Raw genomic sequence first — 25,121 nt, 5'->3', positions numbered from 1 at the left:
CAACTCACCGCTACGGCAGGCGGAAATGGTCCCATCCGCCACCCCGGTATGGCCTTCCGTCCACGAGAACCTCGGCGGGCCCCTCGGCCACTCTGCCGATCGTCCGCCACTCCGCGGGCAGCGCCGCCCCCTCCGGGAACGTCGCCGCGAACGCGTGGTCCTCACCGCCCGTGAGGGCCAGCCGCAGTCCGTCCGGCACGGGCGGCACGGGCACGGCCGCTCCGTCGATCTCGATCCGCACACCGGCCGACTCCGCGATGTGCCCGAGGTCCTGGACGAGGCCGTCGCTGACGTCCAGCATCGCGGTCGCCCCGAACTCCCGGGCGCGCAGCGCGGCGGCGTACGGCGGCCGGGGACGCCGATGCGCGTCGATCAGGTCGGCCGGCTCCCGCAGTCCCGCCGACAGCAGTTCCACGCCTGCTTCGGCGTGGCCGAGCCGGCCGGCCACCGCGACGACGTCACCGGGCCGGGCCCCGGAGCGGGTGATCGCCGGGCCGTCCAGGGCGCCGAGCGCGGTGACGGCGAGCACCACGGCCTCGGCGCGCACGATGTCGCCTCCGGCGACCCCGGCTCCCACCTGCGCGCACTCGTCGCGCAGCCCGTCGCACAGCGCGTCGACCCAGTCGACCGCCGTACCGGGCGGAGCGCCGAACCCGATGAGCAGGGCGGTCGGCCGGGCGCCCATCGCCACGACGTCCGCGAGGTTCTGCGCGGCGGCCTTGCGCCCGATGTCGTACGGCGGGGACCAGTCACGGCGGAAGTGCCGGCCCTCGACGAGCAGGTCCGTCGTCGCGACGACGCGTCCGCCGGGGGCGCGCACGATGGCGGCGTCGTCGCCGGGCCCGAGTTCCACTTCGGGCCCCTGGCCCAGACGTCCGGTGATTCGAGCGATCAGCCCGAACTCGCCGAGTTCCCCGATGCTGATGACCCACCTCCGATCAAGACGCGGTACGGTTGCCGCTGATGGCCGTTTTAAGGGAGGACGTGATGGTGCAGGCCTACATCCTCATCCAGACCGAGGTCGGCAAGGCGGCCGAGGTGGCCCGCGAGATCTCCGGCATCCACGGGGTCACGCTCGCCGAGGACGTCACCGGGCCGTACGACGTCATCGTCCGCGCCACCGCCAACAACGTCGATGAGCTCGGCAAGCTCGTCGTCGCCCAGATCCAGTCGGTCGAGGGGATCACGCGCACCCTGACCTGCCCCATCGTCCACATCTGAGACCGTTGTCCGCACCACCGCCAGTCTGCACCACCGGACGCCCTCCGGTGGCGAGGGGTGGAGCCCCGGCGCCGCTCCGGCGGGTGACGCCGGTCGTGGCGGCGCTCGCGGTGGTCGCGGCCGGATGCGGCGCGAGCGAGGTCGAGGTTCCGGTGCCGCACCCGTCGGCGTCGGCCGTGTCGTTGTGCCGTGCCTTCCACGACCGGCTGCCGCAGCGCCTGCACGGCCTGAGGCGCCGGTCGACCAGTCCGCGCTCGGACCTCGTCACCGCGTGGGGATCCCCCGCCATCGTGGTGCGCTGCGGCGTGCCGCGCCCGACGGGGCTGCACCTCACGTCCCAGCTCGCCGTGATCAACGGGGTGTCCTGGCTGCCGGTGCCGCCGGACCGCCCGGTCACGTTCACCGCCGTCGGCCGGCACGCGTACGTCGAGGTGACCGTGCCGCCCAAGTACACCCCGCCCGGCGACGTGCTGAACGAGCTCACCGGCGCGATCAAGGCCACGGTCCCCGCCAACTCGGACGCCACCCTGTGAGTGCGCCCCTCAGTGGGTGATGTGCCGAGCGGCCGCGACCAGCGCGGGAAGGGCGCCGCCGGCCTCACGCCGCCACAGCAGCACGACCTCGATCGGCGGCATGGGCTCCAGGATCGGCCGGAACACCAGGCCCGCCGGGATCGGCGCCGCCTCCCGTACGCAGAGCGTGTAGCCCTCCCCCGCCGCGACCAGCAGGGGGACCAGGTCGTGGCCGAAGGCGGCCGGGCCGAACCTCGGATGCAGGCCGCGCCCGACGAACTGGTCGACGAAGCGCGCCGCCTCGGCCGTCCTCGGCAGGATCAGCGGTTCTTCGGCGAGGTCCGCCAGGGAGATGGCCGCCCGGGCGGCGAGCGCGTGGCCGCGCGGCAGCAGCGCGCGGACCTGGGCCCGGTGGACGACCAGGCGGGAGACGCCCTCGGCGGCGGGCACCGGACGGTATCCCAGGCCCGCCTGCACGTCCCCCCGGACGATCTGCGTGACCTGCTCGGCGGTGCGCATCCGGGTCAGCCGCACGCTCACGCCGGGCGCGAGGCCGCGCAGCGTGCCGAGGATCGCGCGCACGACGTCGGACAGCCCGTCGGCGACCGCGAGCCGTAGCCCGCCCAGGTCGCCCGCCACCGCCTCGGACACGGCCGTGAGCGCCTGGTCGAAGACGCCGAGGACCGCCTCCGCGTGGGCCGCGAAGACCTCGCCGACCGGCGTCAGGCGCATGCCGCGCGCCGTCCGCTCGAACAGCGGCGCGCCCACCTCCCGCTCGACGATGCCGAGCTGCTGCGAGAGCGTCGGCTGCGCGACGCTCAGCAGCTGGGCCGCCCGGCGCACGCTCCCGGTCTGGGCGACGGCGAGGATGTAGCGCATCTGGCGTACGTCCACGCGATCCTCCCTCCGCCGCCTGTGGGGATGATCACATAGATCATCCCCGTTCGCATCGGGAGGACACCCGCGACCCTACCGGGCGGTCCCCTCGCGGCGGACGGGCTCGCGGCCGGGCGGCTGCGCGGGGCTGGGCCGGGACGGGACCGCCGGTACGTCCACCCGCACGGCGCCGCCGTCGAGCCGGACCGGCCGCCCGTAGTGGTCGATCTCCAGTGGTTCGCCGCCCAGCAACTCGTACACCGCCTCGCCGTGGCCGATGGTGACCTTCAGCCGCCGCCCTCGGAACCGCATCCGGAAGGAGAGCCGCGCGATCCCCGGAGGCAGCCGGGGCGCGAAGCTCAGCCGCGTGGTGTACTGCCGCATCCCGCCGAGCCCGGCGACGAGCGCGGTCCACGTCCCGGCGAGGGAGGCGATGTGCAGGCCGTCGCGCGTGTTGTGCTCCAGGTCGCGCAGGTCCATCAGCGCGGCCTCGCCGAGGTAGTCGTGGGCGAGCTCGATGTGTCCGGTCTCGGCCGCGATCACGGCCTGGGTGCAGGCCGACAGCGAGGAGTCGCGTACGGTCAGGCCCTCGTAGTAGACGAAGTCGCGGAACTTCTCGTCGGCGGTGAAGGCGTCGCCGCGCAGGTGCAGGGCCAGCACGAGGTCGGCCTGCTTGACGACCTGCTTGCGGTAGATGTCGAAGTATGGGTAGCTCAGCAGCAGCGGATAGTTGTCTGGCGGGGTCTCCTCGAAGTCCCAGCGCGCGTGGTGGGTGAAGCCCTCGCTCTGCGGATGCACCTCGAGCCGCTTGTCGTAGGGGATGACGATGGCGTTCGCGGCGTCCCGCCAGCCCGCGGTCTCCTCCTCGGTGACGCCCATCCGGCGCGCCTGCTCGGGGTAGTCCTCGGCGAGGTCGGCGGCGGCCAGGAGGTTCCGCTGGGCCATGAGGTTCGTGTAGATGTTGTTGTCCGCCAGCGCGCTGTACTCGTCCGGGCCGGTCACGCCGTCGATGCGGAACGCGCCCTTGGCGTTGTGGTGGCCGAGGCTGCGCCACAGCCGGGCGGTCTCCACGAGGATGTCGAGGCCGACGTCGCGGGAGAAGTCCTCGTCGTCCGTGGCGTCGGTGTAGCGGATGACGGCGTCGGCGATGTCCGCGTTGATGTGGAACGCCGCCGTGCCGGCCGGCCAGTACCCGGAGCACTCCTGCCCGGCGATCGTCCGCCATGGGAAGGCGGCGCCCGCCAGCCCGAGCTGTTCGGCCCGTTCCTGGGCGAGGTCGAGCGTCGAGTGCCGCCAGCGCAGGGCGTCCGCCGCGGCCTCCGGCCGGGTGTAGGTCAGCAGCGGGAGCACGAACGTCTCGGTGTCCCAGAACGTGTGGCCGTCGTAGCCGGGACCGGTCAGGCCCTTCGCCGGGATGGGACGGCGCTCGGCGCGGGCACCGGCCTGCAGGGTGTGGAACAGCCCGAACCGTACGGCCTGCTGGACCTCGGCGTCGCCCTCCACCTCGACGTCGGCGCCCGCCCAGAAGTCGTCGAGGAACTCGCGCTGTTCGCGGACGAGTCCGTCCCAGCCGGTCATCTTGGCCGCGGCCAGCGCGGCGATCACCTGATCGTGAACGGCGGGCCGGGACCGGCGGCTGGACCAGCCGTAGGCGAGGTACTTGACCACGCTCAGCCGCTGTCCCGGCTGGAGGCGGGTGGCGATCGTGTAGCGGCAGACGTCCTCGAAGCTGCTCGTGGAGATGTCGCAGTCGGGACCCTCGACCTCGTGGCCCATCGCCGCGGCGACTCGCAGCCCGCTGTTGCGGGTGCGGTGCACCAGGACGGCGGTGTCCTTGTCGGCCACCGACTCCTCGCCGACCAGCGGAGACTCCAGCCGCCCGGCCACTCTCGGGTCCTTGCCGAGGTCGGGCAGGGACTCGTTGGCGACCAGCTCGGACTGCACGACGATGCGTACGGGCCGGTCCACGGCCTCGACCTCGTAGTGGATCGCCGCGACGCCCCGCTGCACGAGCGAGACCAGCCGGACCGTGCGGACCCGCACCGAGTCCCCCGCCGGGGACGTCCACTCCACCTTCCGCGTCAGCGTGCCCGCGCGGAAGTCGAGCTCCCGCTCGTGCGAGTGCAGTTCGCCGTAGCGGACGTCGAACGGCTCGTCCTCGACGAGCAGCCGGATCAGCTTGCCGTTGGTGACGTTGATGACGGTCTGCCCGGACTCGGGGTAGCCGTAGCCGGCCTCGGCGTAGGGCAGTGGCCGCAGCTCGAACACCGAGTTCAGGTAGGTGCCGGGCAGCCCGTGCGGCTCGCCCTCCTCCAGGTTCCCGCGCAGCCCGATGTGGCCGTTGGACAGCGCGAACACCGACTCGCTCTGCGCCAGGGTGTCCAGGTCCAGGGTCTGCTCGCGGACGCACCAGGGTTCGACCGTGTACGCGGCCTGCCGGATCATGCGCGCTCCCCTTCGCCGCCGCCGTCGCGGCCCCCTTCGCCGTCGCGGCCTCCGTCGCGGTTACCGTCGCCGTCGCGGTTACCGTCGCGGTCGCTGTCGCCGTCGCCTGCCAGCAGCTCCGACAGGTCCGCCACGACGATGTCGGCGCCGTGTTCCTTCAGCGCCGCGGCCTGGCCGATCCGGTCGACGCCGACGACGCACCCGAAGCCGCCCGCGCGTCCGGCCGCCACGCCGGCCAGCGCGTCCTCGAAGACCACCGCCCGCGACGGCGGAACGCCGAGCGCCTCGGCCCCGGCCAGGAACATGTCGGGCGCGGGCTTGCCCGCCAGGTTCCGCTCCTTGGCCGTCAGCCCGTCGATCCGCGCGTCGAACAGGTCCGCGATGCCGGCGGCGTCCAGGACCTGCGCGGTGTTGGCGCTCGACGACACCACCGCGGTGGCCAGGCCGGCCGCGCGGGCGGCGCGTACGTAGTCCACCGACCCGGGGTACACCTCGACGCCGTCCTCCTCGAGCTTGCGCAGCACGAGCTCGTTCTTCCGCTTGCTCAGTCCCTCGATCGTCGGGGCGCCCGGCGGGTCGTCGGGCGAGCCCTCCGGCAGGGTGATGCCGCGCGACTCCAGGAACGAGCGCGTCCCGTCCTCCCTGCGCTTGCCGTCGACGTACTCGTCGTACTCCTCGACCGCGTCGAACGGCCGGAACGACGGCCCCTCACGCTGCCGCAGGAACTCGTCGAACATCGCCTTCCACGCCGCCGCGTGCACCGTCGCGGTGCGGGTCAGCACTCCGTCCATGTCGAACAGGCAGGCCGTGACCCCGTCCGGCAGTCCGAGCATGTGTCTCCTCCCCGAGATCGCCGATGACACATGCCTACCCCACCGCATCGGGATAAGCGTGCGGGAACCGGGTCAGGTGGGCAGGCCGACCGCCCGCTCGCCCGTACGGCGCTGCTGGATGATCACCGCGATGACGAGGAGGGCGCCCTGCGCGACGTTCTGCCAGAACGTGTTGACGCCGACGACGTTGAGGCCGTTGTTCAGGGCGCCGAGCAGCAGGACGGCCAGCAGCGTGCCGGCCACCCCGCCCTTGCCGCCCTTGAGCGCCGCGCCGCCCAGCGCGGCCGCCGTGATGGACTGCAGCTCCAGGCCCTCGCTGCCGCTCGTCGGCTGCCCGGAGCCCGTCCGGGCGGTGAGGATGATCCCGGCCAGCGCGGCGATGATCCCGGCCAGCACGTACACCGAGATCAGGTACTTGTTGATGTTGATGCCGGCCAGCCGCGCCGCCGTGTCGTTGCCGCCGATGGCGTAGACGTTCCGCCCGACGTCGGTGTACTTGAGCATCAGGTGGATCGCCAGCGCGACCACCAGCAGGACGCAGACCTGCACCGGCAGTCCGGCGATCCGGCCGCGGGCGATGAAGATGAACAGGTCGTCGCCGAGGACGAAGCCCTGCGCGCGGCCGCCGGAGATCAGCTGGGCGACGCCCTTGTACGCCGCGAGGGTGGCCAGCGTCGCGATCACCGGGTTGACCCGCCCGTACACGATGACCAGGCCGTTGAGGAGCCCGGCCACGACGCCGACGCCGACTGCGGCGGCGATGCCCAGGAACGGGTCGTGCCCGGTCGACATGAACGCCATCGCGGAGATGACGGAGGCGACGCCGGCCTGGGAGCCGACGGAGATGTCCATCGCGCCGCAGATGATGACGACGGTCTGCACCACCGCCAGCAGCCCGGCCACGGTGGCGGCCTCCCCGATGACCTGGATGTTCGACCACGTCAGGTAGCCGGAGTTGAGGAACGTGAAGATGGCGACCACGACGACCAGGGCGGCGACCAGGCTGATGTTCTGCGGCCCGATCGCGGTCAGGATCCGGCGGGGCGCGCTCTCCCGGCTCTCGGCGTCCACCGGCTCGCGTGCGGCGGTCGTCCTCGTCATTGGGTTCCCTCCTGCACGGTCGTGGACAGGTCCTCGGCCATGGCGAGCCCGAGGATGGCCTCCTCGGTGGCGTCGGCGCGGGCGAGTTCTCCGGTGACGTGGCCGTTCTGCATGACGACGACGCGGTCGGCCAGCCCCAGCACCTCAGGCAGTTCCGAGGAGATGACGAGGATGGCCACACCCGACCGGGCGAGGTCGTCGATGAGGTGGTAGATCTCGGCCTTGGCGCCGACGTCGATGCCGCGCGTCGGCTCGTCGAGAATGAGCACCTTCGGCTTGCGGGCCAGCCAGCGCGCCAGGACGACCTTCTGCTGGTTGCCGCCCGAGAGTTTGCGCACCTCGTGCTCGATGCCGGGGGTACGGACCTTGAGCCGGTCGACGTACTCCCTGGTCAGACGGCGTTCCTCGGCGCGCCGGACGAACCGGAACCGGCGCAGCCGGTCCAGCACGACGAGGGAGGTGTTGTCGCGGACCGACCGCTCCAGGAGGAGGGCCTGGGCCTTGCGCTCCTCCGGCGCGTACCCCATGCCGGCCCGTACGGCGTCGCGGGGCTGGCGCAGGCGCACCGGCCGGCCGCCGACGCGGACCTGCCCGGAGCGGATCGGCAGGTCGCCGACGATCGCCCCGGCCAGCTCGGACCGGCCCGCGCCGACCAGCCCGGCCAGCGCCACGACCTCGCCCGCCCGTACGGTGAGGCTGATGTCGCGGACGTCGTCGGTGGTCACGGTGTCGACCTCGAGGACCACCTCATCCGTGGCGCTGTGCCCCCGGGCGAACATGTCGGACAGGTCGCGGCCGACCATCATCCGGACGATCTCGGCCTCGTCGGTCCGGTCGACGTCGCGGACGCCGACCAGCCCGCCGTCGCGGAGCACGGCGATGCGGTCGGCGAGCCGGAAGATCTCCTGCAACCGGTGGGAGACGTAGATCACCGCCAGGCCCTGGTCGCGCAGCCGCCCGATCAGCGCGAACAACGCCTCGACCTCGTTCTCCGACAGCGACGAGGTCGGCTCGTCGAACGCGATCACCTTCGCGTCGGTGGTCAGGGCGCGGAGGATCTCCACGAGCTGCCGCTGCGCGGCCGTCAGGCGCGAGCCGAGGGTGTCGGGGTCGAGGACGCGTTCGAAGCCGAGCCGCCGCAGGTCCGCGCGGACGCGGGCGCGCAGCCCGGCCCGGTCGAACGTCCGGCCCGCCCTGCGGGGCAGCGCGCCCAGGTAGACGTTCTCGGCGACCGAGACGTGCGGCACGATCTCGGGCTCCTGGGGGATCACCCGGATGCCGGCGCGCCGGGCGTCGGCGGGGGCGTGCAGGGCGAGCGGCGCGCCGTCGAGAAGGATCCGCCCGCCGTCCGGCAGGTGGTCACCGTTAATGATCTTGATGAGGGTGGACTTCCCGGCGCCGTTCTCGCCCATGAGGGCGGTGACGGCGCCGCCGGGAAAGTCCAGCGTGACGTCGTCGAGGGCGCGTACCCCGGCGAACCGCTTGGAGACGCCCACGGCCCGCAGTTCCGTTGTCCGGCCTCCTCCCCCGGCCCGCGGCTCCGTCATGTGGCTCCTCCTCCCCCGGCCCGCGGCTCCGTCATGTGGCTCCTCCTCTCCCGGCGCGCGGCCGGACGACGTGCGAGGGCGGGGCGGCCCGGGGGCCGCCCCGCGTGAGGATCAGGCGCAGGTGACCTTCGCGTCGGCCCAGTCGGCATGGTCGCTGTCGGTTCCGTTACCGCCGTCGGTGACGATCAGCCGGACGAACTGGGCGCCGGAGACGTCCGCGGTCAGGTGCTCGGCCGGGTCGGCCGTCGTGAGCAGGCCGCTGTCGGCGACCTTGGCGCCGTCGGCCCAGATCTCGAAGGTGACCGAGCCGTTCTGGGTCTTCTCATCGTCCACGCCGACGTCGGCGGACACCGCCGTGCAGCGCTTGGCGACGTAGTACTCGATGGTGCTCGGGGCGTGCGCGCCCAGTCCCTTCTGGTACACGACGCCGTTGATGGTGATCGGGTGGCCGTCGGCGGCCCCGGTCTCGCCGTTGCTCCGGTCCTTCTCGACCGGGCCCCAGCCGTTCGCCGAGCGAACCCACGTCAGGTCGCTGAGGTAGGACGTGCCGGACGGCGGCGCGGCCAGCGTCAGCACCGTCACCTGCGCGGTGCTCGTCAGGGTCTCATCGGCGGTCTCGGCCCGGGCGGTCAGCGTGTAGGTGCCGGGCGTGGCGTCGGCCGGGGGCCGTACCGTCCAGTTCGTCGTCAGCGATCTCCCGGTCGGCAGCGCCGGGCGGGTCCGCGCGGAGGCGGCCTCGACCGTCCAGCCGTCAGGGCCGGTCAGCGTGGCCCTCACGCGGAGCGCCGGCCGACGGCCGGCGTTCGCGACGGTGGTGGTCACTGTGGCGTCCTCACCGGGCTGAGCGATGGGCAGCGCGCCCGGGTAGGCCGTCGGCAGGCCGATGCCGAGGTCCACCGCCGGCGGATACTTCGCCCACGACCGGTCCGCGGCGACGCGGTACATCACGGTGCCGTGCGCGGGAACGGTCGCGGCGATCACGCCGGCGGTCTCGTGGGTCCTGTGCGTCCACAGGTCGCGCACCGTGTACGCGGCCCCGGCGGGCAGGCCGATGTCGCTCGCCGAGGTGACGATCCGCTGCGGGGGGTCCGCCTCGTTGAACAGCGCCACCGCGCGGTCACCGTTCGCCAGTCGTTTGACGAACACGTCACGGCCGCCCTCGGTGCTGATCGGTGCGCCCTGGACGCCCAGCTTGTCCTGGTCGACGGCGATGACCTCTTTATTCTCGAGGATCGACATCGTCGTGGCGGACGCCTTGCGCAGGTCGGTGCCGATGAGCAACGGGGCCGCCATGATCGACCAGAGGCTGAAGTGCGAGCGGTACTCGGTGTCGGTCATGCCGCCGTTGCCGACCTCGAGCATGTCGGGGTCGTTCCAGTGCCCCGGCCCGGCGTACTGCGCGAGGGCCATGTTCTGGTGGACGATCGACAGCATGGATCCGTAGCTGTCGGAGATGTCCCCCGTGGTGCGCCAGGAGTCGCCGACGTCCTTGCCCCACAGCCAGGGCTTGTTGGAACCCCACTCGCAGAGGGAGTAGAGGATCGGCCGCCCGGTCGCCTTCAGCGCGTCGCGCATCTTGGTGTAGCGCTGGACGGCGTCCACACCCTGGTTGTTGCAGTTGTCGTACTTGAGGTAGTCGACGCCCCAGGACGCCCAGGACCTGGCGTCCTGCTCCTCGTGACCGAGCGCGCCGGGCATGGTGTTGGCGCAGGTCATGGTCCCCGCGCTGCTGTAGATGCCCAGTTTGAGGCCCTTGGAGTGCACGTAGTCGGCGAGCGCCCGGATCCCACTCGGGAAGCGCGTCCTGTTCGGGACCAGGTCGCCGTTCGCGTCGCGATCGTGCTCGGCCCAGCAGTCATCGAGGTTGACGTACTCGTAGCCGGCGTCCTTCAGTCCTGAGGACACGAACAGGTCGGCGATGCCCTTCACCATGTCCTCGTTGAAGTCCGCGCCGCAGTGGGTGGCGTTCCAGTTGTTGAAACCCATCTGCGGGGTCAGGGCCAGGCCGTTGTCGAGTGCCGCCGCCGGCGCGGCGGAGGTGAGAGCGAGCGCGGCGGCGGACGCGGCCCCCACCGCGAGTGCGGTGAGAGCGGAGGTGAGGGAACGGACTGTGCGCATGCAATCGTCTCCTCTGGGGTTGCGCACGGTGAGGCGGCGTGGCGTGGCGGCGCCGCACCGCCCCGATCGACCGGCGGACGCCGGTGACATCAAGGGGTCAGGTGCACTTCACGCCGGACTGCCGCCAGTTCGTGGAGTCGACCATCTTGGTCGGGGCGAACGCCTCCTGCGGCATGGCCTTGCCCTGGCGGAGGTAGTCGACCATCGTCTGGACGGCGAGGCCGCCGACGTCGTAGCCGTTGATGAACAGCGCGGCCCGCATCCCGGTCTGCTTGCCGGAGCCCCAGTCCTTGCAGGCGAGGTACGCGCCGAGGCCGACGCCGTCGATGTCTGCGGCCTTGTACCCGGCGTTCTGGATGGCGTTGACGGCGCCGGAGACGTTCTCGTCGTTGCAGCCCCAGACGACCCAGTGCTTGACCGAGTGGTTCCCGGAGACGGCCGCCGCGGTCTTGGACTGGGCGTCGGACGGGGTGTTGTCGGTGCCGACCTTGACGACGCGGACCTTGACCCCGGCGGCCTGCTCGAACGCGGACTGCGCGGCGACGACCCGGTCGGTGCAGACGGTGACGTCCTGCTTCCAGGCGGCGATGATCGCGGTGTCGGCGGCCTTCCACCCCGCCTTCTTGAACTCCTCGCCGGCGCGCTGCCCGACCTGGGTGCCCATCTGGGTGCCGGAGAAGCCGACGCGCGGCACGAGCTGCTCCTTGGCGCACTTCGACGGGTCGGTGCCGTTCTTGCAGATCTGGTCGTCGCTGGACAGGAGGGCCACCTTGGCGGCCGCGGCGGTCTGCACGATCTGCGGGCCGACGGCCGGGTCCGGCGGCACGATGATCACGCCGTTGACCTTCTGGGCGATCGCGGCCTGGGTCTCCGAGACGGCCTTGTTCGTGTCGTTGCCGAGGTTGACGACCTTGACGTCCACGCCGCCGAGCTGTCCGGCCTTGGCCCGGGCGCCCTGGGCCTCGTCGATGAAGTACTGCTGGTCCCCCTGTTTCTGCAGGTAGGCGATGGAGATCTTTCCGGAGACCTTCTTGCTCGCGTTGGTGGAGGTGCTCTCCTTGCCTGACGAACAGGCGGCAAGGCCGAGGACGACGGCGACCGCGATGGAGGCGCCGCCGAGTGCGCGTGTCCGCATGCTCTGCCTTCCTTCCGATGCTGGTCCGGTCCGGCTGCCCCCGAGGCTCCCGTCGAGTGATCCGACGATCGCCGCATTCGTACCTCCGTCAACAGGAACCAACAAGACCCAAATACGTGACCTGTTGGACAGCGTTGACATCTGTGGTTTCAAAGGGGACGCTGCCCCCGGTGCCCCGACGCGTGGAGGGGGGACGATGCTCGCTCAGCAGCGGCAGCAGGCGATCCTTGAGCTGGTCCAGCAGCGCGGCGGCGTCCGCGTGGCCGACCTCGTCCGGGCGTTCGGCGTCTCGGACATGACGATCCGCCGCGACCTGGAGGTGCTGTCCGAGCGCGGGCTCGTCACGAAGGTGCACGGGGGCGCGACCACGGTCGGCACCGCGTCCACCGAGGAGCCCGGCTTCGCGGCCAAGTCGGTGCGCCAGCGGCAGGAGAAGGAGGCCATCGCCCGGCGCGCCGCGCAGTTCGTCCGCCCCGGCACGGCGATCGCCGTGTCCGCGGGCACCACCACGTGGACCCTCGCCCATCACCTGACGGACGTGCCCGACCTCACGGTGGTCACGAACTCCGTACGGATCGCCGACGTCTTCTACCGGGCCGCCCGCGCGGACCAGACGATCGTCCTGACCGGCGGCATCCGCACGCCCTCGGACGCGCTCGTCGGCCCGGTCGCGCTCAGCGCCATCCGGTCGCTCAACGTCGACCTGCTGCTGCTGGGCGTGCACGGCATGAGCACCCGCGCCGGGTTCACCACGCCCAACCTCATGGAGGCCGAGACCGACCGGGCCATGGTCACCGCGGCCCGCCGCCTCGCGGTCCTCGCCGACCACACCAAGTGGGGCACCGTCGGCCTGTCCACGATCGCGCGACTGGGCGACGCCGACGTGCTGATCACCGACTCCGGCATCGACGACGACGCCCGCAAGGCCCTGTCCGAGACGGTCGGCGAGCTGGCCGTCGTCGAGGCCGGCCCCGTACGACCCGGGGACGACGCCTGACCATCGGGTGACGACCGCCCCGATCAGGTGACGATCGCGCATCGATCCGCAGGGATACCTTTTCCCAGGCCTTGACAGTGACCCAGGCCACAAGTATCAAGTGATCCTACCAATGAGCGCGTATTAGCGCTCTTTTGACGGTCTTTCGACTCTTGAGCGGCAAATGGTCGGATGTCTAGACCTTCTGACCGCCTGGCGGAGAAGGGTGACACACGTGAAGAGACTCATCGCCCTGGGGGCGGCGGCGATGCTCGCCCTCGCCGCGATGACCGGATGCTCGGTCAAGGACGGCTCCGGCGGCGGCGGGGGCAAGGGCAAGGGCAAGAAGCAGATCACGTTCCTGGTCTTCGAGACGCCGAACATGACGCCGCAGGTCTGGGACGCGGCGATCAAGCGGGTGACCGACAAGTACCCCGACATCTCGGTGAAGAAGCTCGTCTCGCCGACCCAGGACCGCACCGCGTACGCCAAGCAGTTGCTCACCTCTGGGCAGTTCCCGGACGTGATGATCGCCGTCTCGCCCGCCGGGTTCGCCGAGTCCGGCAACCTCTACGCCTGGCAGCCGAACGAGCTGACCGACTTCGCCCACCCGAACAACGGCGCGGTGAACGGCAAGGTCTACCAGCTTCCGGCCAACAGCCAGACCATCCCGATGGTCTACTACAACAAGAGCCTGTTCCGGAAGGCCGGCATCACCGCACCGCCCAAGTCCTACGGCGAGCTGCTGTCCGACGCGCAGAAGCTCAAGGACGAGGGCGTCACACCGTTCGTCGTCGGCGGCGGCAAGGACATCCACGACGCGCTCGGCCCGACGTTCGCCGGCATCCTCGGCACGGACGTCTACGCCAAGAACCCGAACTGGATGCACGACCGCCGCGCCGGCAAGGTGAAATTCGCCGACCCGGACTATGTGAAGGCCGCGGGCAAGCTCGCCGACCTGGCCTCGAAGGGCTACATCGACAAGCGGATGCTGTCGCAGGACTACGCCGCGACGCAGGCGGCGTTCCTCGCGGGCAAGGGCGCGATGTACCCGATGGGCAACTGGTTCGCCACCGCCGCGGACGACCCGAAGACCAAGCCGTCCTTCGACATCGGGCAGTTCTTCTGGCCCTCCGACGACGGCAGGCTCTCCGTCCCGGTCTTCACCGGCGGCGGCCTGTTGGTCAACGCCAAGTCCAAGAACCTGGACGCGGCGAAGAGGTTCGCGCTCGCCTACCAGCTCGACAAGACGAACCTGGACGCCTCGACCAAGAACGACGGCCTCGTCCCGGCGATCAAGGGGTACACGCCGCCGGCCGACTCCCGGCCCGTCTTCAAGGAGGGTTATGACCTGCTCGAGCAGGCCGAGTCCCAGAACGCCGTGGTCCCGGCGTTCGGCTTCGAGGCCGGTGACGACGGCATGCTGCCCGGTGTCGCCGACAAGTGGAGCACGTCGATGGGCGACCTGGTGACGGGACGCAAGAGCGCGACCGAGGTGGGGAAGTTCCTCGACTCCGAATGGCAGAAGGCCTCCTGACGTGGCGGTCGATGTGGCGCGTCCGCCCACGCGGACCGGCTCGCCGGCGGTCCCCCGCCGCCGGCGGCCGGTCTGGCCGCGTGTCCGGCACTTCCTGTCCTTCGGCGCACCGGGCGTGCTGGTCTACGTCTGCTTCGTCCTCGCGCCGATCGTCCTCAGCGTCGGCTACAGCCTGACCAACTACAACCCGTTCGGCCCGAAGACGAGGTTCGTCGGGTTGAGCAACTACAAGGAGCTGTTCACCGACTCGGAGTTCCTCACCTCGCTGAAGGTCACGACGATCCTCACCCTCATCGTGGTGATCGTCCCGAACGTCCTGGGGCTGGCCGTCGCGCTGCTGCTCGACCGCCGGGGCTGGCTCTACAACGCGCTGCGCAGCGTGTTCTTCACGCCGGTCGTGCTCAGCTCGGTCGTCGTCAGCATCATCTGGACCCGCCTGCTGGCCGACGACGGCCTGGTCGACCAGGCGCTGCGCGGGGTGGGCATCGCGCACCCGCCCGGCTGGCTGTCCGACCCGTCGTACGCCCTGTACTCCGTCGGCGCGATCCTGTCCTGGCAGATGCTCGGCTTCTGCGTGGTCGTCTACCTGGCCGGGCTGCAGGGCATCCCGCAGGAACTGCACGAGGCCGCGCAGATCGACGGCGCCGGGGCGGTGCAGCGCTTCCGGAAGATCACCTGGCCGCTGCTGGCGCCCGCCCTGACGATCAACACGATCGTCATGCTGATCACCGGGTTCAAGGCGTTCGACCACATCCAGGTGATCACGAACGGCGGTCCCGGCACCGGCACGACCGCGACGATCGCCTTCAACGTGCTGCAGACCGGCTTCAACGCCGACCGCCAGGGCTACGCCTCCGCGATGGCCGTGGTCATGCTCCTGATCGTCGCCGTCGCCTCCGCCGTCGCGCTGCGCGTCCTTCAGAAACGCGAGGTGTCGATGTGAGGCGCTCGATCCGGCCGTTGGTGGCCACCGCGGTCGCCGCGATCTTCTTCGTGCCGCTGTACGTCGTGTGCGTCAACGTCATCAAGCCCGGCTCGAAGATCGCCGGTTCGCCCGCGTCGCTGCCGATCCCGCCGACGCTGCACAACATCACGGCGGTGCTGACCCGCCCGGACCGGCTGTTCTGGGTCAGCCTGACCAACAGCGTCGTCGTCACCGCGCTGTCCATCGTCATCCTGACGGTGCTGTCGTCGATGCTCGGGCACTACCTGGCCCGCACCAGAAGCCGGTGGGGGCGGTGGCTCACGCTGCTGCTCCTGTGCGGCCTGATGATCCCGCCGCAGGTCATCCTGATCCCGATCACGCAGGTGCTTCGGTTCGCGCACCTGATGACGACGATCCAGGGCCTGGTGCTGTTCAACGTCGGCTACTACGTGCCGTTCGGGGTCTTCGTCTTCACCGGCTTCACCCGCTCGATCCCGGTGGACCTGGAGGAGGCCGCCGCGATCGACGGCGCCGGGCGGTTCCAGATCTTCTGGCGCATCGTCTTTCCGCTGCTGCGCCCGGCCACCGCCAGCGTGCTCATCTTCCTCGGCGTGTGGATCTGGAACGACTTCATCGACCCCCTGGTCATCCTCGGGCCGGGCCAGGGCACCACGATCACCACCGGCATCTACCGGGCCATCGGGCAGTACCAGGCCGACTTCGGCACGGTCTTCGCGCTGATGTTCCTGGCCACGCTGCCGGTACTGATCTTCTACCTGGCACTGCAGAAGCACTTCGTGAAGGGTCTCACCGGTGGCGCGACCAAGGGTTGACCCCGAGAAGGGCCGGGTGTACGAGCACGGCTGGCAGAGCTGGAGCCCCTCGACGACGTACCCCGTCACCGCGACGAGCCACCGCCCGGTGGAACCGGTGATGCAGACCATGTGCTGGCGCCCCGGCCGCCCCGGCCCGGAACACGGGTTCCAGGGCGAGGGCCTGCTCGCCGTCGATCCCGGCGACGGCGGCCCGGTCCGGGTGTACGCCGCACCCGACGGCACCAGGGAGGTCCCCTCGATCCGGGCGGCCTACGCCGACGGCGCGTTCGCCGTCGAGGCGGACGGCGAGATCGAGGAGACGGCCTTCGAAGGGCCTCTCGAGGCGGCGCTCGCAGCGTGGGCCGACGACTTCGCGGCCCGCGTCGGCACGCGCGCCCCCCGCCGCCCGCCGACGGCCTGGTGCTCCTGGTACCACTACTTCGGCGCGGTCACCGAGGACGACGTCCTGGAGAACCTCGACGCCGTCGGCGAGCACGACCTGCCGATCGAGGTGATCCAGATCGACGACGGCTGGCAGGCGGAAATCGGCGACTGGCTCACCTACTCCGGGCGGTTCTCCTCGCTCGAACGCCTGGCCGACCGCATCCGCGCGGCGGGACGGCGGCCCGGCATCTGGGTCGCGCCGTTCCTGGTCGGCGCGCGCAGCGACCTCGCCCGCGCGCACCCCGACTGGCTGACCGGCGACGCGGGCCACAACTGGGACCAGGACCTGCGGGGTCTCGACGTGGCTCGCGCGGAGGGCCACCTCCGCGAGATCTTCGGGACCCTGCGGTCGTGCGGCTTCGACTATTTCAAGCTCGACTTCCTTTACGCCGGGGCGCTCGGCGGTCTGGACGCCTACCGGCACGGGCTGACGGTCATCCGGGAGACGGTCGGCCCGGACGCGTACGTGCTGGGCTGCGGCGCGCCGATCCTGCCGAGCGTCGGCCTGGTCGACGCGATGCGGGTCTCCCCCGACGTCGATCCCGCGTACGAGCCGGCGGGCGGCGACATGTCCCGCCCGTCGCAGCGGGCCGCCACGACCACGACGGTCGGCCGCGCCTGGCAGCACGGCCGGTTCTGGGTCAACGACCCGGACTGCCTCATCGCCCGGCCGGCGGTCGAACGCCGTGAGGAGTGGGCCCGCACGGTCGAGCGGTACGGCGGCCTGCGGGCGTCCTCGGACCGGATCGCCGACCTCGACGACTGGGGCCTGGCCACCACCCGCCGCCTGCTGTCCGAGGTCCCCGACCCGGCCACGCCTTTCGTCCGCTGACCACCGTCGGCACCGTGGACGACGGCCCACCGGTGCCGGCGCGGACGACGTGCGAGCGCCCCTACCCGAGCTCCGCCATGTCCTCGGCGCTCAGGGTCAGCGAGCCGGCGGCGACGTTCTCCTCCAGGTGCCGCAGGGAGCCGGTGCCGGGGATCGGCAGGATGTTCGGGGACCGGGCCAGCAGCCAGGCCAGGGCCACCTGCGGCACGGTCGCCTCATGGCGTGCGGCGACGGCCTCCAGGCGCTCGGCCGTGATGGGCCGGAAACCGCCGACCGGGAAGAAGGGCACGTAGGCGATGCCCGCCTCCGCGCAGACGTCGACGAGCGGGTCGTCGTCGCGCTGCGCGAGGTTGTAGAGGTTCTGGACGCAGGCGATCGGCGCGATCGCGCGGGCCTGCTCGAACTCGGCGGCCGTCACGTTGGAGACGCCGAGGTGCCGGATCAGGCCCTCTTCGCGCAGCGCGAGCAGCGCTTCCAGCGGCTCGGCCAGAGAGGTCTGGGAGCGGTCGAGGTCACCCATCCGCAGGTTCACCACGTCCAGGCGGTCCACGCCGAGCGAGCGCAGGTTCGCCTCCACGCCGCGGCGCAGGTTGTCGGGCGTGAGCCCGGTCTTCTCCTCGGCGGGCAGCGCGATGTCCGACCCCTCGACCAGCGCCCCGACCTTGGTCACGATCACCAGGTCGTCCGGGTAGGGGTACAGCGCCTCCCGGATCAGCTCGTTGGCCGCCACGCCGTCGCGGGCGTAGTAGTTCGAGGTGTCGAGGTGGTTCACGCCAAGCTCGACCGCCCGGCGCAGGACGGCCAGTGCGTCATCCCGGCTTGGCCGGTCGCCGCGCGGCCAACCGGTCAGCTTCATCGTGCCGTACCCGATCCTCGCGACGCTCAGATCGCCGCCCAGCGCCCACCGCTCAGTCGTCATGACCACTCACCCTAGAGTCCCAGCCGGCCGCCGGCCCGGACCGCCGAGCCACGGACGCGATCGTTCGGGTGGGCCCACATGGCGCGGACTCACATGCCGCGGACCGCATCGACCACCGAGGTTCGCGAGCGGCGCCCCTGGGCGTCCGGAACGGTCGTATCCCAGGTGCTCGCCGAGCGGAAGACTCGGTAGAAGCGACGCCGGCTCAATAAGCCTGCACCTTTTCGCCCGAATCGCGACCGCAGTAACCGAGCATTCGGTACACCGCGGGGCCGAGCCAACGAGGCGAACACCGCAGCCTGGCCGCCGTTGCCGCCACCCGGCCGTCACTCTGCCGCCGTTGTTGCCACCTTGCCGCCGTTGCCGACGGTCCGCCGTCCGTTTTGCCGGGTCCGGCATGGCAACGACGACGTCAACGTGGCCGACCATGGCTCGCCCGACAGGCCGCGTGCCCGAAAGCGGCCGGAAGCCGATCCGGCCTTGGGATCGGCCCGCCGCAGCGACCTTGCCGCGAATTCCGCCCGCCGCGTTTTAGCCGGATCGGTCGAACCGCAGTCGCGCCCAGACCACACGGCTGCCGTCTCGATGCCGGTAGGTGCCGTAGTGGTCGGCCAGGGCACCGATGCCGTACAGGCCCAGGCCGCTCTCCGGCAGGTCGTCGCCTTCCTCGATGGCGGCGCCGACCGGGTCCCGTCCCGGAAGCCGGGGCTCCTTCGGCCCGCCCGCGTCGATGACGTGAATCTCGCCGAAGGTGGGCCAGCGGCACAGCGCGACGGTGAACGTCCCACCGGGACGCCCGGACGCGGAGTGGCGGATGGCGTTGGTGGCCAGTTCGCCGGTGATCCAGGCCGCGTTCGCGGCGAACGGAGCGTCGGCGAACAACTCACTCACGAACGTACGTGCGGCGCCCACCTGGTCGGGCGAGTGCGTCGAGATCACCACGATCGACCGAAGCGCGTAGCGCGCACCCCGGAGCGTCCCCCGTCCTTGCCCACCGGAGCCAAGGGCGGGGGATCGTCCATTCCGGCAGGCGGCCCGGCCGTCGATTGAGCTCGATCACGGACTGTCCGACCGCTGTCGTGCGCCGTCCGACATCGGCCTACGAACCGACGACGACATTCCTGGAGGTCGCCGACGACCTCTGGCCCTAAGGGTCGGCCGGCGGTGATCCACCGCCATGCTGCACGCAGGGGCCCGGCCATTGCGCCGGGCCCCTTTGATCTGAAGGCTCGGTAAAGCCGGATCGCGGCCTGGTTTCCGTGGCCTTCGTCCCGCTTCGCGACCCCGTTCTCCGAGCATTCGGCGCGGCAGGCCACCGGTTGAAGCATCCCGACGTTCTGGGAGGTCCGGCGCCGGGCGGCCTGGGCCACCCGGCGAGACCGTCGACACCGAGGTGGAGAGTTGATCTTCGTCGCGGTGCCGTGATAGGCAGTTCCACGTGCCGCGTGTCGGCGCCAGGTGGACGGCGTCGGCATGGAGGCATCGTGATCAAGGAGACCGCCATGCGTCCACGTCTTCTCTCCCACTGAACGACGCCGGGGCTCGCGTAGGCCCCGTCCGCGGTCCCAGCCAGACCCATCATCGCCGCCGCCGGCCGCGCAGCCGGTTCCGGCGATCCTTTCCGTCTGTTCTCCTTGGTCGAAAGCTGTCTCATGCCCTTCTCGCGCTCCGAGTCCACCCCGCCTTCTCCCGAGCCGTACGTACACCCGGTCAACCGGCCGATCGTCGCGGAGTTCCACGCGAACCACGGGCGGGTCGGCGGCCCGTTCGCCGGCGCCGACCTGCTCCTGCTGACCACGATCGGAGCGCGCTCCGGGCACCCGGCGACCAGTCCGCTGGCCTACTTCCGCGACCGGGACCGGTTGCTGGTCGTCGGCTCGGCCAGCGGATCGCCCCGTCACCCCGCCTGGTGCCACAACCTGCGCGCGCACCCGGTGGCCGATGTGGAGATCGCGGACCGGACGCTCGCCGTCCGTTCCGTCATCACCGAGGGCGCCGAACGTGACGCGCTGTTCTCGATGATCACGGCCCTGGCCCCCGGATATGCCGACTACCAGTCCCGGGTGGAGCGGCGGATCCCCGTCGTCGCGCTCGTACCGGCCGAAGACGAGGACGCCGATGACCGGCCATGAGCGGGTTCCGGCTCCATCGAGCGGTCCGGGTGACCGGGCACGGGCGCTCGGCGGCCAACTGGTCGAGGTTCATCGATGGCTCCGCACCGAATTGGCGAGGCTCCGCGATGAGGTCGCCGGCTACGTCGGCGGCGCGGCCCCACAGGCTCCGGCACCGCTGCGGGCGCACTGTACGGCCTTCTGCGAGGCGCTGACCCGGCATCATTCCAGCGAGGACACCACCGCGTTCCGGGTTCTCGGTGAGCGGTTCCCCGAGTTTGTTCCGGTGCTGGAAGAACTACGGCGCGATCACGAACTGGTCGCCGACATCCTGCGCAGGCTGCACGGGCTCCTCACGACGCTGACCCCGGACAACGCCGAACAGGTAGGGCGGGAGCTCGACGGCCTGACCGCAATCCTCGAATCCCACTTCCGGTGGGAGGAGAGAAGACTCGTGGACGCCTTCGACGCCCTCCAGGCCCAGGCCGCGAGCGAAGAACTGTTCGGCCTGAGCATCGAACGCGTCGCCGCCGAACACCACCGAAAGGAGAGCCGATGACATCCGTGTCCATCGTCGAACAGGTCGTCGCCGACCCGGGCGCGGGACCGTACGCGATCACGACCGGGCCGGACGGCGCGCTGTGGTTCACCCTGGTCCACAGCGGCGAGATCGGCCGTCTGGTCCCCGGCGGTAAGCCCACGAGCCACCGACTCGATCCGGAGTGCCAGCCGATGATCATCGCTGCCGGGCCGGACGGCGCGCTCTGGTTCACCGAATACCAGGCACACCGGATCGGACGGATCACGACCGACGGCATGATCACCGAGTTCCCGCTGCCGACCCCGGACTGCGGACCGTTCGGCATCGCCGTCGGGCCGGACGGGGCGCTGTGGTTCACCGAGACCACCGCCGACCGGATCGGCAGGATCACCACCGACGGCCAGGTCACGGAGTTCCCGCTCCCGGCCACCGGCGCCTTCCCCTCCGCGGTCACCGCCGGCGCCGACGGCGGCATGTGGTTCACCCTCAACCAGGCCAACGCGGTCGGCCGCATCGGCATGGACGGGCAGACCACCATCCACCCGCTGCCGACCGAGGCCGCCGCGCCGGTGGGCATCGCCACGGGCACGGACGGCGCGCTGTGGTTCGTGGAGATCGCCGCCGGCCAGATCGGCCGGATCACCACCGACGGCCACATCACCGAGTTTCCGCTTCCCGACCGGTCCGGCCGCCCGCACGCCATCACCCCCGGCGACGACGGCCGGCAGTGGTTCACCGAGTGGGGCCGCAACCGCGTCGGCTCGATCACCCCGGACGGCACGATCCAGATGCACGATCTGCCCACCCCGAATTCAGAACCCCACGGCATCACCCTCGGCCCGGACGGCTCGCTGTGGACCGCACTCGAGATCGGCGCGCTCGCCCGCGTCACCGTCACAGCCGAGAGCATACGAACCGGGCTCTGAGCACCTGAGAACGACCGCCGGAGTGACCATGGCGCTCCGCCCGCGAGGGCGGCGCCGAGCGGAACGCTCGGGTGGAGCGGGATGACCGTGGCGCTATGCCACGGTCATCCCGCTCCACCGTCGCGATCACCGAGCGTTAGGGACACCTCAGCCCGGGGCGGAATGAGGGGCGGGCGGCGCCCGTTCGAAAAGTGCGGTACGGAGTTGTGTTCGGTTGAAGTTTCAACTAAACTCGGCGTCGTTCCGATCGTTGAAGATTCAAGCACAGGAGCGACCATGAGCGTAACCGCCGCCGAGCTGGGCCTGACCGCCGGCACCTGGAACATCGACCCGGCTCACTCCGAGGTCACCTTCACCATCCGCCACCTCATGTCCAAGGTGCGCGGCTCGTTCACCGCGTTCAGCGGCTCCGTTGAGATCGCCGACGACGTGCTGGCCTCCACCGCCACCGCCGAGATCGAGATCACCTCGATCGACACCCGCAACGCCGACCGGGACGCGCACATCCGGTCCGCCGACATCCTCGACGTCGAGAACCACCCGACGATGAAGTTCGTGACGAAGGGCGTCCGGACCGAGGGCGACAAGAACCTCCTCGACGGCGAGCTCACGATCCGCGGCGTCTCCCGCCCGATCACCCTCGAGGTCGAGTTCAACGGCGTCGGCGAGGACCCGTGGGGCGGCACCCGCGCCGGCTTCACCGCCACCGGCTCGCTCTCCCGCAAGGAGTACGGCATCGAGTTCAACGTGCCGCTGTCCGGCGACAAGGCCCTCCTCGGCGACAAGGTCGACATCTCCCTGGAGATCCAGGCCGTTCGCGCCTGACACCTCTCGCATCACGGTCGCCATGACGCACCATGGCAGAGAGCACCCGCGGCAACGCCTCGGGTGCTCTCTGTCGTGTTGAGGGCGCCCGCAATCGGGTATCGCGGAACAGCAGAGGACACATCCGCGTTGATCCGGTTGGGATTCGATGTGAGAGCGAGGTGGCCATGGCGGCGACCACGAATGACGGCAGGCGCGTCAGGCGGCCGGGACGGGCGGCCGACGGCGATCTGCTGGGGGCCTATCTCGACGAGATCGCCGCCACGCCGCTGTTGAGCGCCGAAGAGGAGATCGAGCTCGCGCTGGCGATGGAGGCGGGGCTGCTGGCCCACAACCACCTCGACGAGGACACGCTGCCGGACGGCGCGACCCGCGAGGAGCTGGATGAGCTCGCGGCCCGCGGCGACGCCGCGAAGGACCGCTTCATCCTGGCCAATCTCCGTCTCGTCGTCAGCGTCGCCCGGCGGTACCCCACGGACGGCCTGAGCCTGCTCGACCTGATCCAGGAGGGCACGATCGGCCTGATCCGGGCGGTCGAGGGCTTCGACCCGCGGCGTGGTTTCAAGTTCTCCACCTATGCGACCTGGTGGATCCGGCAGGCGATCGGCCGGGCGCTGGCCAACTCGTCGCGGTCCGTACGGCTGCCGGGCGCGGTGCACACCGACGTGAACCGGCTGCGCAAGGCCCGCCGTGAGCTCGTGCTGCTGACCGGTTCAGAGCCGACCAACGAGGAGCTGGCCGCCGAACTGGACCTGCCGGTCGAGCGCATCGGCGAGCTGGACCGCTGGGACCGCACCCCGGCGAGCCTGGACGCGGTGGTCGGCGAGGACGAGGAGACCTCGCTCGGCGACCTGCTGGCGGACGAGAGCACCCCCTCCCCCGAGGACGAGGCCATGGCCGGCGTCCAGCTCGAGATCATCGACGACATGCTGGAGCGCCTGGAGCCGCGCGAGGCGACCGTGCTGCGGGCCCGGTTCGGCCTGGAGGACGGCACCGAGCACAGCCGCCGGGAGATCGCCAGCCGCCTCGGCGTGTCCGCCGAGCGGGTTCGGCAGATGGAGCTGGCCGCCCTGCGCCGCATGCGGGAGATGGCCCAGCGCATGGACGTGCCCCTGGCCGCGTGACGCGGTCGACCCGACGAGTCGACGAACGGTCCGGTCCGCGATCAGCGGCCGGACCGTTCTCTTACGCCCGGTGGCCAGGTGCGGCCAGGCCCGTGCCGGGCGAGCTCTCACTTCCGGCGAGAACGTGCCCCTCCGTCAGTTCGCGGGGGCGAAGGCGGGAAGGGCGAGCGCCGAGTGCTCGGGGCGTTCGGTCTCGCCGGGCAGGGTGGTGAGCCGGCGCAGTGCGTCGTTGCGCTGGGCCAGGGCCTCCGGGGTGCTGGGGAAGAGGGCGGCGTTCCCCTCGGTGACGAGCGCCTGGTTCAGCTCGACGAACGCGCGCGTGGACCGTTCGTACGCGGTGAACGCCGCCGTGTGGTCCGGCGCGGTGGCCAGTTCACCGGCGAGCATGTACGCGCCGACCAGCGCGAGGCTCGTCCCCTGCCCGGTGAGGAACGACGGCGCGTACGCGGCGTCTCCGACGAGGGCGACCCGCCCGGCGGACCACCGGGGCAGGTGGATCTGGCTGACGACGTCGAAGAAGAGGTCGTCGGCGGCCCGCATGGCCGCGGTCAGGCGCGGGATCTCCCACTGGTCGCCGGCGAAGACGGACGCGACGAGGTCGCGCTGCGCGTCCGGATTCCGGAAGGCCGCGACGGGCGGCTCGGGACGGGTGAAGTTCAGGAAGCCGAACAGCTCGTCGCCGTCGCCGACGGCGTAGAGGGCGGCCGCCCTGCCGGGGGTGTTCCACACGACGCCTTCGTGGGAGAGCCCGAAGTCGTTGCGCATGGTGAACCCGGCGAAGCAGTACCCGAGGTAACGGTGGAACGGCTCCTCCGGGCCGAGGACGAGACGCCTGGTGTTGGAGTGCAGGCCGTCGGCGCCGACGACGAGGTCGAACGTGCGCCGCGCCCCGCTGCGGAACGTCACGTCCACTGCCCCTTCGTGGTCGTCGAGGGCCGCGATGGAGTCGTCGAAGAGGAACTCGGTGTCGTCGCGGACCGCACCGTAGAGGACCTCGGCGAGATCGCCGCGGCGCACCTCCAGATCGCTGTCCTCGGCCCCGCCGACCAGGGCGGCGGGCCGGAGCGAGGTGACCGGACTGCCGTCGGGGTTCAGGAAGGTGAGTCGGCGGGTGTCGACATGGACCTCCCGCAGTTGGGAGTGCACTCCCATGCGCCGGACGACCTCGAGCGCGGTGCCCCGGATGTCGATGGGGTAACCGCCGCCGCGCAGCGCCGGCGCCTTCTCCACGACCGTGACGTCGAAGCCGTACCGGCCGAGCCAGAAGGCCAGGGCCGGACCGGCGATGCTGGCGCCGGAGATCAGGACGGTGCCTCTCGTCGAACCGCTCATCGCTGCTCCCTCCAGTCGCACCGCCG

At 71.2% G+C, this 25,121-nt stretch carries 23 protein-coding genes; 12 read left to right on the top strand and 11 right to left on the bottom strand.

Going from position 1 to position 25,121, the window contains the following annotated elements:
- Window positions 1–10: 10 nt before the first annotated feature.
- Window positions 11–925: a thiamine-phosphate kinase gene (locus AB0K82_RS32045; RefSeq protein WP_364404291.1), complete on the bottom strand. Its 915-nt coding sequence runs from the start codon at window positions 923–925 to the stop codon at window positions 11–13.
- A 62-nt stretch (window positions 926–987) separates the two neighbouring features.
- On the opposite strand from AB0K82_RS32045, the gene AB0K82_RS32040 reads away from it, so the two are divergent.
- Window positions 988–1,221 (top strand): Lrp/AsnC family transcriptional regulator, encoded by a 234-nt coding sequence (locus AB0K82_RS32040; protein WP_364404241.1) that lies wholly within the window; start codon window positions 988–990, stop codon window positions 1,219–1,221.
- 83 nt (window positions 1,222–1,304) lie between these two features.
- Window positions 1,305–1,754, top strand: coding sequence for a DUF3515 domain-containing protein (locus tag AB0K82_RS32035; protein ID WP_364404239.1), 450 nt, complete (start codon window positions 1,305–1,307; stop codon window positions 1,752–1,754).
- A gap of 9 nt (window positions 1,755–1,763) precedes the next feature.
- Here AB0K82_RS32035 and AB0K82_RS32030 read toward each other — a convergent pair whose 3' ends face one another.
- The 7 genes from AB0K82_RS32030 to AB0K82_RS32000 all read right to left on the bottom strand — a co-directional run bounded on the left by AB0K82_RS32030 (window position 1,764) and on the right by AB0K82_RS32000 (window position 11,788).
- On the bottom strand, window positions 1,764–2,627 hold the full coding sequence (locus AB0K82_RS32030) for a LysR family transcriptional regulator (RefSeq protein ID WP_364404237.1): 864 nt from the start codon (window positions 2,625–2,627) through the stop codon (window positions 1,764–1,766).
- A gap of 75 nt (window positions 2,628–2,702) precedes the next feature.
- Entirely contained in the window at window positions 2,703–5,054 is a 2,352-nt protein-coding gene (locus tag AB0K82_RS32025) for a glycoside hydrolase family 65 protein (protein WP_364404235.1), read from the bottom strand.
- The gene (locus AB0K82_RS32020) at window positions 5,051–5,887 is read right to left on the bottom strand and encodes a beta-phosphoglucomutase family hydrolase (RefSeq protein WP_364404233.1); all 837 of its coding nucleotides are present in this window, start codon (window positions 5,885–5,887) and stop codon (window positions 5,051–5,053) included. The genes AB0K82_RS32025 and AB0K82_RS32020 overlap by 4 nt, the downstream gene beginning before the upstream one ends.
- A 72-nt stretch (window positions 5,888–5,959) precedes the next feature.
- Complete coding sequence (locus AB0K82_RS32015; RefSeq protein WP_364404231.1) at window positions 5,960–6,988, bottom strand: ABC transporter permease; 1,029 nt, start codon at window positions 6,986–6,988, stop codon at window positions 5,960–5,962.
- The gene (locus AB0K82_RS32010) at window positions 6,985–8,535 is read right to left on the bottom strand and encodes a sugar ABC transporter ATP-binding protein (RefSeq protein ID WP_364404230.1); all 1,551 of its coding nucleotides are present in this window, start codon (window positions 8,533–8,535) and stop codon (window positions 6,985–6,987) included. Before AB0K82_RS32010 ends, AB0K82_RS32015 begins: the two co-directional genes overlap by 4 nt.
- Before the next feature lie 111 nt (window positions 8,536–8,646).
- Window positions 8,647–10,653 (bottom strand): NPCBM/NEW2 domain-containing protein, encoded by a 2,007-nt coding sequence (locus AB0K82_RS32005; protein ID WP_364404228.1) that lies wholly within the window; start codon window positions 10,651–10,653, stop codon window positions 8,647–8,649.
- 97 nt (window positions 10,654–10,750) lie between these two features.
- Window positions 10,751–11,788, bottom strand: coding sequence for a substrate-binding domain-containing protein (locus tag AB0K82_RS32000; RefSeq protein ID WP_364404226.1), 1,038 nt, complete (start codon window positions 11,786–11,788; stop codon window positions 10,751–10,753).
- A gap of 196 nt (window positions 11,789–11,984) precedes the next feature.
- Between AB0K82_RS32000 and AB0K82_RS31995 the strand changes: the two genes are divergently transcribed.
- The 5 genes from AB0K82_RS31995 to AB0K82_RS31975 all read left to right on the top strand — a co-directional run bounded on the left by AB0K82_RS31995 (window position 11,985) and on the right by AB0K82_RS31975 (window position 17,317).
- Window positions 11,985–12,785: a DeoR/GlpR family DNA-binding transcription regulator gene (locus AB0K82_RS31995; RefSeq protein WP_364404224.1), complete on the top strand. Its 801-nt coding sequence runs from the start codon at window positions 11,985–11,987 to the stop codon at window positions 12,783–12,785.
- A gap of 214 nt (window positions 12,786–12,999) precedes the next feature.
- A complete protein-coding gene (locus tag AB0K82_RS31990; protein ID WP_364404222.1) occupies window positions 13,000–14,301 on the top strand; it encodes an extracellular solute-binding protein in 1,302 nt (433 codons plus the stop codon).
- 1 nt (window position 14,302) lies between these two features.
- Complete coding sequence (locus AB0K82_RS31985) at window positions 14,303–15,244, top strand: sugar ABC transporter permease (protein ID WP_364404220.1); 942 nt, start codon at window positions 14,303–14,305, stop codon at window positions 15,242–15,244.
- Window positions 15,241–16,059 carry a carbohydrate ABC transporter permease gene (locus AB0K82_RS31980; protein ID WP_364404218.1) on the top strand — a complete coding sequence of 273 codons (819 nt, stop codon included), beginning with the start codon at window positions 15,241–15,243 and terminating at the stop codon, window positions 16,057–16,059. Before AB0K82_RS31985 ends, AB0K82_RS31980 begins: the two co-directional genes overlap by 4 nt.
- Complete coding sequence (locus tag AB0K82_RS31975; RefSeq protein ID WP_364404216.1) at window positions 16,040–17,317, top strand: glycoside hydrolase family 36 protein; 1,278 nt, start codon at window positions 16,040–16,042, stop codon at window positions 17,315–17,317. The genes AB0K82_RS31980 and AB0K82_RS31975 overlap by 20 nt, the downstream gene beginning before the upstream one ends.
- 61 nt (window positions 17,318–17,378) lie before the next feature.
- Here AB0K82_RS31975 and AB0K82_RS31970 read toward each other — a convergent pair whose 3' ends face one another.
- Entirely contained in the window at window positions 17,379–18,236 is an 858-nt protein-coding gene (locus tag AB0K82_RS31970) for an oxidoreductase (RefSeq protein WP_364404214.1), read from the bottom strand.
- A gap of 531 nt (window positions 18,237–18,767) precedes the next feature.
- A complete protein-coding gene (locus tag AB0K82_RS31965; RefSeq protein ID WP_364404289.1) occupies window positions 18,768–19,148 on the bottom strand; it encodes an ATP-binding protein in 381 nt (126 codons plus the stop codon).
- Between the two features lie 740 nt (window positions 19,149–19,888).
- Here AB0K82_RS31965 and AB0K82_RS31960 point away from each other — a divergent pair.
- The 5 genes from AB0K82_RS31960 (at window position 19,889) to AB0K82_RS31940 (ending at window position 23,763) form a co-directional block, all read left to right on the top strand.
- Window positions 19,889–20,368, top strand: a complete 480-nt coding sequence (locus tag AB0K82_RS31960; RefSeq protein ID WP_364404212.1) for a nitroreductase family deazaflavin-dependent oxidoreductase — start codon at window positions 19,889–19,891, stop codon at window positions 20,366–20,368.
- Entirely contained in the window at window positions 20,355–20,906 is a 552-nt protein-coding gene (locus tag AB0K82_RS31955; RefSeq protein ID WP_364404210.1) for a hemerythrin domain-containing protein, read from the top strand. Before AB0K82_RS31960 ends, AB0K82_RS31955 begins: the two co-directional genes overlap by 14 nt.
- Window positions 20,903–21,814, top strand: a complete 912-nt coding sequence (locus tag AB0K82_RS31950) for a virginiamycin B lyase (protein ID WP_364404208.1) — start codon at window positions 20,903–20,905, stop codon at window positions 21,812–21,814. Before AB0K82_RS31955 ends, AB0K82_RS31950 begins: the two co-directional genes overlap by 4 nt.
- A 276-nt stretch (window positions 21,815–22,090) precedes the next feature.
- Window positions 22,091–22,639, top strand: a complete 549-nt coding sequence (locus AB0K82_RS31945; protein ID WP_364404206.1) for a YceI family protein — start codon at window positions 22,091–22,093, stop codon at window positions 22,637–22,639.
- 167 nt (window positions 22,640–22,806) lie between these two features.
- Window positions 22,807–23,763: a sigma-70 family RNA polymerase sigma factor gene (locus AB0K82_RS31940; protein WP_364404204.1), complete on the top strand. Its 957-nt coding sequence runs from the start codon at window positions 22,807–22,809 to the stop codon at window positions 23,761–23,763.
- 135 nt (window positions 23,764–23,898) lie between these two features.
- Here the strand turns inward: AB0K82_RS31940 and AB0K82_RS31935 are convergent, their stop codons facing one another.
- Window positions 23,899–25,095 carry an FAD-dependent monooxygenase gene (locus AB0K82_RS31935; protein WP_364404202.1) on the bottom strand — a complete coding sequence of 399 codons (1,197 nt, stop codon included), beginning with the start codon at window positions 25,093–25,095 and terminating at the stop codon, window positions 23,899–23,901.
- Between the last annotated feature and the right edge of the window lie 26 nt (window positions 25,096–25,121).

It is taken from the genome of Actinoallomurus sp. NPDC052274 (genome assembly GCF_040679475.1).
In the GTDB taxonomy this organism is placed as follows: domain Bacteria; phylum Actinomycetota; class Actinomycetes; order Streptosporangiales; family Streptosporangiaceae; genus Actinoallomurus; species Actinoallomurus liliacearum.
The sequence above is the reverse complement of the archived record's forward strand: the minus strand, read 5'-3'. Positions and strand labels throughout refer to the sequence as shown.

Coding starts and splice junctions, on each gene's coding strand:
- AB0K82_RS32040 (WP_364404241.1), top strand. CDS start 988: ATGGTGCAGGCCTACATCCTCATCCAGACCGAGGTCGGCAAGGCGGCC.
- AB0K82_RS32025 (WP_364404235.1), bottom strand. CDS start 5,054: ATGATCCGGCAGGCCGCGTACACGGTCGAACCCTGGTGCGTCCGCGAG.
- AB0K82_RS32020 (WP_364404233.1), bottom strand. CDS start 5,887: ATGCTCGGACTGCCGGACGGGGTCACGGCCTGCCTGTTCGACATGGAC.
- AB0K82_RS32015 (WP_364404231.1), bottom strand. CDS start 6,988: ATGACGAGGACGACCGCCGCACGCGAGCCGGTGGACGCCGAGAGCCGG.
- AB0K82_RS32010 (WP_364404230.1), bottom strand. CDS start 8,535: ATGACGGAGCCGCGGGCCGGGGGAGGAGGCCGGACAACGGAACTGCGG.
- AB0K82_RS32005 (WP_364404228.1), bottom strand. CDS start 10,653: ATGCGCACAGTCCGTTCCCTCACCTCCGCTCTCACCGCACTCGCGGTG.
- AB0K82_RS32000 (WP_364404226.1), bottom strand. CDS start 11,788: ATGCGGACACGCGCACTCGGCGGCGCCTCCATCGCGGTCGCCGTCGTC.
- AB0K82_RS31995 (WP_364404224.1), top strand. CDS start 11,985: ATGCTCGCTCAGCAGCGGCAGCAGGCGATCCTTGAGCTGGTCCAGCAG.
- AB0K82_RS31970 (WP_364404214.1), bottom strand. CDS start 18,236: ATGACGACTGAGCGGTGGGCGCTGGGCGGCGATCTGAGCGTCGCGAGG.
- AB0K82_RS31960 (WP_364404212.1), top strand. CDS start 19,889: ATGCCCTTCTCGCGCTCCGAGTCCACCCCGCCTTCTCCCGAGCCGTAC.
- AB0K82_RS31955 (WP_364404210.1), top strand. CDS start 20,355: ATGACCGGCCATGAGCGGGTTCCGGCTCCATCGAGCGGTCCGGGTGAC.
- AB0K82_RS31950 (WP_364404208.1), top strand. CDS start 20,903: ATGACATCCGTGTCCATCGTCGAACAGGTCGTCGCCGACCCGGGCGCG.
- AB0K82_RS31945 (WP_364404206.1), top strand. CDS start 22,091: ATGAGCGTAACCGCCGCCGAGCTGGGCCTGACCGCCGGCACCTGGAAC.
- AB0K82_RS31940 (WP_364404204.1), top strand. CDS start 22,807: ATGGCGGCGACCACGAATGACGGCAGGCGCGTCAGGCGGCCGGGACGG.
- AB0K82_RS31935 (WP_364404202.1), bottom strand. CDS start 25,095: ATGAGCGGTTCGACGAGAGGCACCGTCCTGATCTCCGGCGCCAGCATC.